This window comes from Arcobacter sp. (assembly GCF_050300555.1).
Taxonomy (GTDB): domain Bacteria; phylum Campylobacterota; class Campylobacteria; order Campylobacterales; family Arcobacteraceae; genus Arcobacter.
In genome coordinates this window covers 1-517 of record NZ_JBNKXY010000441.1, presented here as the reverse complement: position 1 = coordinate 517, position 517 = coordinate 1, and the positions used below count along the sequence as shown (strand labels likewise).

At 42.6% G+C, this 517-nt stretch carries 1 protein-coding gene; it reads right to left on the bottom strand.

Annotated elements, in window-relative coordinates; genetic code table 11:
- A partial coding sequence (locus tag ACQY5W_RS13620) for a hypothetical protein (protein ID WP_428025508.1) occupies nucleotides 1–410 on the bottom strand: 410 nt, incomplete at its 3' end.
- Nucleotides 411–517: the final 107 nt, after the last annotated feature.

Genomic DNA, 517 nt, shown 5'->3' with positions numbered 1-517 from the left:
ATCGAACAGGACAAAGAAACCATCAGCAGGTGGTGATGTCGCAACACCTTCATTGCCCCATAACTTGCTTTGGGTGTATTTTGATAAGTCCAAATGGCTTGCTGCTTGCAAAACCCTAATAACACTGCTAGATACTCAGCTATATTGTTTGTGCACTTGTTTGTTTCCTTTGTGAACTGCAATTGTGTTGTGTATCTCAAATTGATTCCCAAGGGTGATATCAAGAATGTCACAGCTCCGGCATTGGCATTGCCCCAGGCTCTATCATAGTAAATGTGCCATGGTGATTCTGGAATCGGGCCTTCAGTGTAACTCGTTGGCTCCGTCCAGTCTGCAATAAAGTCGACCAAGAATTGTGATTTGATAGCGCTTCTTTTTTCAAAATCTAACACATGTTCAGATAGTTCCATGGCCGATTTGCCTATTCTACTAGAAGAATCCCTATTGTCAAAAATATCATTGAGTGGCTGGTTGGTGAAGACTCGCACTATGTGGGCTTCAAAATAGTGGTGAAGCT